This window comes from Stenotrophomonas sp. SrG, assembly GCF_050031795.1.
In the GTDB taxonomy this organism is placed as follows: domain Bacteria; phylum Pseudomonadota; class Gammaproteobacteria; order Xanthomonadales; family Xanthomonadaceae; genus Stenotrophomonas; species Stenotrophomonas rhizophila_A.
In genome coordinates this window covers 1-233 of the sequence record NZ_JBNBBE010001497.1, presented here as the reverse complement: position 1 = coordinate 233, position 233 = coordinate 1, and the positions used below count along the sequence as shown (strand labels likewise).

1 protein-coding gene is annotated in these 233 nt (G+C 60.5%); it reads left to right on the top strand.

Annotated elements, in window-relative coordinates:
- A partial coding sequence (locus ACQG3P_RS24360) for a type II secretion system F family protein (protein ID WP_426806488.1) occupies positions 1-233 on the top strand: 233 nt, incomplete at both ends.

Genomic DNA, 233 nt, shown 5'->3' with positions numbered 1-233 from the left:
AAGGTGTACGAAGAAGGCGTTCTCCGTATGCGCGACGAGGTCTCGGTCGGCTATCCCGTCAACATGGCGATGAAACAGATCAACCTGTTCCCGCACAGGGTCATCCAGATGACCGCCATCGGCGAAGAGGCCGGCGCGCTGGATGCCATGCTGTTCAAGGTGGCCGAGTACGACGAGCAGGAAGTGAACAATGCCGTCGCCGCCCTGAGCAGCCTGCTGGAGCCGATGAGCAT